Origin of the sequence: Actinomadura logoneensis, assembly GCF_003428695.1 — a bacterium.
Classification (GTDB): domain Bacteria; phylum Actinomycetota; class Actinomycetes; order Streptosporangiales; family Streptosporangiaceae; genus Spirillospora; species Spirillospora logoneensis.
Genome location: NZ_QURH01000929.1, coordinates 1 through 7,570, shown reverse-complemented (window position 1 = coordinate 7,570; position 7,570 = coordinate 1). Strand labels below are relative to the sequence as shown.

Annotated in this window: 6 protein-coding genes; all 6 read left to right on the top strand. The window is 76.2% G+C overall.

The annotated features are described in order from the left end of the window. Positions 1 to 3,805: polyketide synthase family protein (locus DZF91_RS31365; protein ID WP_117360685.1), on the top strand; the 3,805-nt coding region annotated here is incomplete at its 5' end. Further along, complete coding sequence (locus DZF91_RS31360; RefSeq protein WP_328589244.1) at positions 3,802 to 4,680, top strand: 3-hydroxyacyl-CoA dehydrogenase family protein; 879 nt, start codon at positions 3,802 to 3,804, stop codon at positions 4,678 to 4,680. The genes DZF91_RS31365 and DZF91_RS31360, both read left to right, overlap by 4 nt. A gap of 6 nt (positions 4,681 to 4,686) precedes the next feature. Further along, positions 4,687 to 4,935, top strand: coding sequence for an acyl carrier protein (locus tag DZF91_RS31355; protein ID WP_117360683.1), 249 nt, complete (start codon positions 4,687 to 4,689; stop codon positions 4,933 to 4,935). Beyond that, positions 4,932 to 6,188, top strand: coding sequence for an acyl-CoA dehydrogenase family protein (locus DZF91_RS31350; protein ID WP_117360682.1), 1,257 nt, complete (start codon positions 4,932 to 4,934; stop codon positions 6,186 to 6,188). Before DZF91_RS31355 ends, DZF91_RS31350 begins: the two co-directional genes overlap by 4 nt. Continuing rightward, positions 6,185 to 7,240 carry an HAD-IIIC family phosphatase gene (locus tag DZF91_RS31345; protein WP_117360681.1) on the top strand — a complete coding sequence of 352 codons (1,056 nt, stop codon included), beginning with the start codon at positions 6,185 to 6,187 and terminating at the stop codon, positions 7,238 to 7,240. Before DZF91_RS31350 ends, DZF91_RS31345 begins: the two co-directional genes overlap by 4 nt. Continuing rightward, positions 7,240 to 7,570 (top strand): thioesterase domain-containing protein (locus DZF91_RS31340; protein ID WP_235834696.1); only part of this gene is annotated, 331 nt, incomplete at its 3' end. The genes DZF91_RS31345 and DZF91_RS31340, both read left to right, overlap by 1 nt.

Here is a 7,570-nt window from a genome sequence, read left to right as displayed (position 1 = left end):
GGCCGCAGCCGCCGCCCCCGACCCCTCCGCCGCCGCGCGGCCCGCCGACGAGCTCCAGCGCACCCGGTACGCGCAGCCCGCCGCGTTCGTCACCGGCTACGCGCTCGCCCGGCTCTGGGAGGCACACGGCGTCCGGCCGGACGCGCTGATCGGGTACAGCCTCGGCGAGTACGTCGCCGCGTGCCTCGCCGGGGTCTTCACCCTGCCCGACGCGCTGGGCCTGGTCGCGCGGCGGGCGCGGCTGATCGACGCGCTGCCGCCCGGCGCGATGCTGGCCGTCCCGATGGCCGAGGCGGACGTCGCCCGGTACCTCACCCCGGACGTCCGGGTGGCCGCCGTGAACGGCCCGACCCTGTGCGTCCTCGGCGGCCCGGCGGACGAGGTCGCCGAGGTCGCGACGCGGCTCGCCGAGGCGGGCGTCGCGCACCGGCGGCTGCCGACCGCGCAGGCGTTCCACACCCCGATGATGGCCCCGGTCCTGGACGCGTTCGTCGAGCTCGTGGCCGAGGTGCCGCGCCGTCCGCCCGAGATCCCGTACGTCTCGAACGTCACCGGGACGTGGGTCACCGGCGACCAGGCGACCGATCCGGCGTTCTGGGGCGCGCACCTGCTCCGGCCGGTCCGGTTCGCGGACGGGCTCGCCGCGCTCGACCCGTCCGGCGGCCGGGTGCTGGTCGAACTCGGTCCGGGGCAGTCCCTCGGCAGCCTCGCCACGCAGGTGAGCCCCGGCGCGGAACCGGCGGTGCCGAGCCTGCCGGGCGCCTTCGACGACGCCACCGAGGAGCGGCACTTCGCGTCCGCCGTCGGCCGCGTGTGGCTGCTGGGCGCCGATCCCGACGACCCGGCCCCCGAGGGCCGGAGGCCCCGGCGGGTGTCGCTGCCGACCTATCCGTTCCAGCGCCGCAGGCACTGGGCGGCCGTGACCGGCGCAACGCGGACCTCGGCTTCGGCTCCCGAGGCCGCCAGAAAGACCGATGTGGCGGACTTCTTCCAGGTCCCGTCCTGGCGGACGCTGCCCCCGCGTCCGGCCCGCACGCCGTCCGCCGGAGAGCACTGGCTGCTCCTCGCGGACGACACCGGAGTCGGCGCGGCGCTGGCCGACGCCCTCGCGGACTCCGCCGCCTCGGTGACCACCGTGACCCGCGAGGACGCGCCGGACTTCGCCGAGCTGCTGGCCGCGCTCCGCCGCGACGGCCGCCGTCCCGACCGGATCGTCCACCTCTGGATGCTTGGCCTCACCCCCGACGCGGACGAGGCGGACGCCACCGCGCGCGGATTCGGCAGCCTGCTGGCGCTCGGCCGCGCCCTCGCCGCCGAGCCGGTCGGCGACCCCGGCGGCGAGCCGAATGGCGACCCCGGCGGCCGACCGGGCGGCGAGCCGTTCAGCGAGCCGGGAGGCGGATCGATCGACATCACCGTCGTCACCGACGAGCTGCATGTCGTCGCGGGCACCGAGACCGGGACGCCGCTGACCGCGACCGTCCTCGGCGTCTGCCGGGTGCTGCCGCTGGAGCACCCGCACCTGACCTGCCGCAACGTGGACGTGTCGCTGTCGTCCGCCACCCCCGGCAGGACCGCCGACGAGCTCCTGCGCGAACTGTCCGACCGCGCCGGACCGGCCGTCGTCGCCCTGCGCGGGCGGCGGCGGTTCACCACCGGCCACCAGCCCGTCCGGCTGGACCCGCCGGGCGACGTCCCACGCGGTCGGAACTACCTGATCACCGGCGGCCTCGGCGGGGTCGGCCTCGCCGTCGCCCGCGAACTGGCCCGGACGGAGGGCGCGGGGCTGGCACTGGTCTCCCGCACCGGCCCGCCGTCCGACGAGCGGGACCCGCGCGCCCGCGCGGTCCGCGAGCTGGAGCGGCTGGGCGCGCGCGTGGTCGTCCTCGCCGCCGACGTCACCGACTCCGGGCGACTGCGCGAGGCGGGGGAGCGGGCCGTCGCCGAACTCGGGCCGGTGCACGCGGTCGTGCACGCGGCCGGTGTCGCGGGCGGCGGGCTCGTCCAGCTCCGCGATCCGGCCGACGCGGACCGGGTGCTCGCGCCGAAGGTGCGCGGCGGCCTCGCCGTCACCGCCATGGCCGAGCACATCGGCGCGGCGTCCGTGGTCCTGTGCTCCTCCACCCTCGCCCTCACCGGCGCGGTCGGCCAGGCGGACTACGCGGCGGCCAACGCCTTCCTCGACGCCCTCGCCCAGCACGCCGCCGTCAGGGACGGCGGGCCGGAGATCGTGTCCGTCAACTGGGACGCCTGGCAGGACGCCGGCATGGCCCACCGCCACCTCGCCGGCGGCGAGCCGGGCGGCGGCGAGCCGGAGCCCGGCCCCGCAACACACGTGGACCATCCGCTGCTGCGCGCCCGCACCGAGCACGACGACGCCCGCACCGTCTACGACGCGTCCGTCGGGAGCACGTCGTCCTGGCTGGTGGACGAGCACCGGATGCTCGGCGACCCCGTCGTCCCGGGCACCGGCCACCTCGAACTGGCCCGCGCCGCCTTCGCCGACCTCACCGGCGCGGAGCGGGTCGAGCTGACCGACTTCCGGTTCGCGACCCCGGTCGTCCTCGGGCCGGACGGCGAGCGCGAGCTGCGCGTGGTCCTCGACCGGACCGGGACGGCGTCCGCGCGCGTCACCGTCGTCGGCCCGCTGCCGGGGGACGCCGCGTCCCGCTGGCAGGTCCACGCGGTCGGCGAGATCGCCGCGCTCGACACCGCCCCGCCGCCGGACCGTCCGATCGCCGAGCTGACCGGCCGGATGCGCGACCTCGGCCTGCCCGGTCACACCGACCTGATGTCCTTCGGCGGACGCTCCCGCTGCCTGCGCCGCGTCTGGGAGGGCGACCGCGAGGCCCTGGCCGAGCTGGTCCTCCCCGACCCCTTCCTGGACGACCTCCACCGGCTGCACCTGCACCCGTCGCTGCTCGACCTCGCCGCCGGGTTCGTCGGGACGCGGCTCGCCGAGACCTTCCGCATCCCGATCTCCTACGGACGGCTCCGGCTCCACCGCCCCCTCACCCGCCGCGTGTTCAGCCACCACCGGTACGCGGCCGACGACCGTCCGGAGAACGAGACCCGCACGGCCGACATCACCCTCCACGACGAGGACGGCCGGGTCCTGGTGGAGATCGGCGACTTCGTCCTCAAGCGCGTGGCGGACCTGCGCAAGACCCTCGACTCCGCCCGCGGCGGGGCCGGCGCGGACGGCGCGTTCCTCGAGTACCGCCCATCCGCCCGCGAGGAGCAAAGGCCCACCGCCTCCGGCGAGAAACGGACCATCGCCACCCCCGGCCCGCTCGCCGCGCACCTCGCCACCGGACTCAGGCCGGCCGAGGGAGCGGACGCGCTGCGCCGCCTCCTCGCCGCGCGGATCGGCCCGCAGGTGGCGGTCGCCACGCGGGACCTCGACGCGATCGCCGCCGACATCGCCGCCTCCGCCCTCACCCCGGACGGCACGCCCCGTGGGGCGGGCGAGGACGACGCGGCGGACGCCGCCGGGCGGCCCGCGCCGCATCCCCGGCCGCCGCTGCGCACCCCCTACCGTCCGCCCGCCGACCCGCTCCAGGAGAAGCTCGCCGCGCTCTGGCAGGACCTCCTCGGCATCGACCGGATCGGCGTGGACGACGTGTTCTTCGAGCTCGGCGGCCACTCGCTGCTCGGCCTGGAGATGGTCAACCGGATCGGCCGCGACCTCGGCCTGGCCGTTCCGCTCGGCGCGCTGTTCGAGGCCCGCACGGTGGCCCGGCTCGCCGACCTGCTGCACCGCGAGGCGGCGCCCGCCGCCGAGCACGAGACCCGGGAGGGATGATGGGGTTCACGACGGTCGGCGTGGTGGGCGCCGGCGTGATGGGGACCGGGCTGGCACAGGCCGTCGCCCAGGCCGGGATCGGCGTCGTCCTGGTGGACACCGGCGACGACGTCCTGGACCGCGCCCGGCGGCGGATCGACGAGGGGCTGCGCCTGCACCGCCTGCTCGCCCGCAGCCGCGGCGAGGACGGCCCCGCGCCCGACCGCGCGGAGGTCCAGAGGCGTATCGAGTACACGATCGACCTCGGCGCCCTCGCCCGCGCCGACTTCGTGGTGGAGAACATCACCGAGGACGTCGATCTGAAGCGTCCCGTGTACGAGCGGATGGACGAGGTGTGCCCGCCGGGGACCGTGTTCGCCGCGAACACCTCGGTCATCCCGATCACCGCGATCGGCGCGATGACGGGCCGTCCGGACGCGGTGCTCGGCATGCACTTCATGAACCCCGTCCCGATGCGCCCGATGGTCGAGGTCATCCGCGGCCACCACACCTCGGAGGCGACCGTCGAACGGGGCCGGGCCCTGCTGGACGCGCTCGGCAAGGAGGCCGTCGTGGTGGCCGACTCGCCCGGGTTCGTCACCAACCGGGTGCTGATGCTGACCGTCAACGAGGCGGCGTTCCTCGTCCAGGAGGGCGTGGCGGACGCCGCGCAGGTGGACCGGCTGTTCCGGGAGTGCTTCGGGCACCGGATGGGACCGCTGGAGACCGCCGACCTCATCGGCCTCGACACGATCCTGGCGTCCGTCGAGGGGCTGCACACGGCGTTCGCCGACAGCAAGTACCGGCCCTGCCCGCTGCTGCGCCGGATGGTGGCCGCCGGGCTGCTCGGCCGCAAGAGCGGCCGCGGCTTCCACGTCTACGACCACGCGAAGTGAGGAACGATGGACGACGTCCGACCCCGAGTCCGCGAGTTCCTGGCCCGGTACATCCGGGGCTGGGAGGTCGCCGACGACGAGGACATCTTCGCCGCCGGGCACGTCAACTCCCTGTTCATCATGCAGCTCGTGCTGTTCGTCGAGAACGAGCTCGGCCGCGAGGTGCGCGACGAGGACCTGGTGCTGGCGAACTTCAGCAGCGTGGACGCGATCGCCGCGCTCGTCGCCGGACGCCCGGAGGCGGTCGGCGGATGACCGCGGACCCGCGCACGTCCACCCCGCCGACGCCCGACGGCGCCGCCGACCCGCGCACGTACGCCTCGCACGCGCCCGTGGGCGCCGACGACGGACTCACCGAGGCGCAGCGGACGGTCCGGGCGGAGTTCGCGGCGTTCGCCGACGAGCACCTGGTGCCGCACGCCGACCGCTGGGACCGCGACGAGCACCTGCCGCGCGAGGTCGTCGACCAGGTCGCGAAGGCCGGGCACCTCGGCGCGGCGGTCCCCGCCCGGTACGGCGGCACCGGCCTGGACGCCGTCGCCCTCGGGCTGCTGCACGGCGAGACCGGCCGCGCCTGCTCGTCGGTCCGCAGCCTGCTCACCGTGCACAGCATGGTCGCGCACGCCCTCGTCCGCTGGGGGAGCGCCGACCAGCGGAGGCACTGGCTGCCCCGGCTGGCGGACGGCACCGCGCTCGGCGCGTTCGCGGTCACCGAGCCCGACGCGGGCAGCGACCTCGGGTCCGTCGCCACGTCCGCGCGCGCCGACGACCGCGGCGGCGGCTACGTCCTGACCGGGTGCAAGCACTGGATCACCTTCGGGCAGTACGCCGACGTGTTCCTCGTCCTCGCCCGCCTGGACGCAGGAGGCCACGCGGCGTTCCTGGTCGAGCGCGACCGGCCCGGCCTGGACGTCGAACCCATGACCGGCGCGCTCGGCACCCGCGCGTCCATGCTGGCCCGCGTCCACCTGAACGGCTGCCGCGTCCCCGCGGACCACCTCGTCGGACGGCCCGGCTTCGGCCTGTCCGCCGTCGTCGCGACCGCCCTCGAACTCGGCCGGTACAGCGTCGCCTGGGGCTGCGCCGGACTCGCCGAGGCGTGCCTGCGCGCCTGCCTCGCGCACGCCGACCGGCGGCACCAGTTCGGCGGGCGGCTGCGCGGGCACCAGCTCGTCCAGCGGATGCTCGCCGACATGGCCACCGGCGCGACCGCCGCGCGGCTGCTGTGCCTGCGCGCCGGACGGCTCCGCGAGGCGGGCGACCCGGCCTCGGTGCACGCCACCTGGATGGCCAAGTACTTCGCGTCCACGGCCGCCTCCCGCGCCGCCGGGGACGCCGTCCAGATCCACGGCGCGCGCGGCGTCGGCCCGGACGCTCCCGTGCAGCGGTACCTGCGCGACGCCCGGGTCATGGAGATCATCGAGGGCAGCACCCAGCTGCAGCAGATCGTCCTCGCCGACGCCGCCTACCAGCTCTTCCCACCCGAGACCGAGAGGACGAACGGATGACCGCCGACCCGGCGAGCCCGGTCCGCACGCTGAAGTGCGTCGTCTGGGACCTGGACGACACCCTGTGGGAGGGGGTGCTGCTGGAGGGCGGCGGCGCGCGGCTGCGGCCGGGCGTCACCGAGGTGCTGCGCGCGCTGGACGAGCGCGGCATCCTGCACTCGGTCGCCAGCCGCAACGACCCGGACGCCGCGCTGGACGCCCTGCGGCGGCTCGGCGTCGCCGACTACTTCCTGCACCCGCAGATCGGGTGGGGCGCCAAGTCCACGTCCGTCGAGGCCGTCGCCAAGGCCCTGAACATCGGCCTGGACGCGATCGCGTTCGTGGACGATGACGCGTTCGAGCGGGAGGAGGTCGGCTTCCGGCTGCCGCAGGTGCGCTGCATCGACGCGGCGGAGGCGGCGGACCTCGCGGGCCGCCCCGAGTTCACCCCCGAGGTGGTCACCGCCGACGCCCGCCGCCGCCGGCTGATGTACCGGGCCGAGTCGCAGCGGCAGGCCGTCCAGGAGCGGTTCGACGGCCCGGCCGAGGAGTTCCTCGCGACCCTGGACATGCGGCTGGTCATCGCCGAGGCGGGCCCGGACGACCTGCGCCGCGCCGAGGAGCTGACCGTCCGCACCCACCAGCTGAACACCACCGGCCGCACCTACTCCATGGCCGAGCTGGACGCCTTCCGCGGCTCGCCGGACCACCGCCTCTACGTCATGCGGCTGGAGGACCGGTTCGGCCCCTACGGCACGATCGGCCTCACCCTGCTGGAGCAGGACGGCGCGGACTGGACGATCCGGCTGCTGCTGATGTCGTGCCGGGTGATGTCGCGCGGCGTCGGCGGCGTCGTCATCACGTTCCTGCGCCGCCTGGCCCGCGACGCCGGGGCCCGGCTGCTCGCCGAGTTCGTCCCGAACGGACGCAACCGCATGATGTACGTGACCTACCGCTTCCACGGGTTCAGCGAGACCGCGCGGGACGGCGAGACCCGGCTCCTGGAGTGCGACCTGTCGGACGTCCCGCCGTACCCGGACCACCTCCGGGTCGACACCCCCGGCGGCCGGTGATGCCGGACGGACGGCGGACGGCCCCGCACGCACCCGACGGCGACCGGCGCGAGGATCTCGCCGAAGACCGGAGCGGGGAACGGAACGGGGTGTGGACGGAGCGGGCGCGCGGCGTCGGCTCCACGGTCGGCCTCGTCGTCCGCCGCCCGCGCCCGGACGCGGCCGTCCGGCTGGTGTGCTTCCCGCACGCGGGCGGCGGCGCGGCGGCCTACGCGGACTGGCCGGACGCGCTCGGCCCGGACGTCGAGGTCCGCGCCGTCCAGCTCCCCGGCCGGGAGGCCCGCATCGGCCTGCCGCCCTTCCACGACGCCGAGGCGCTGGCCGCCGCGC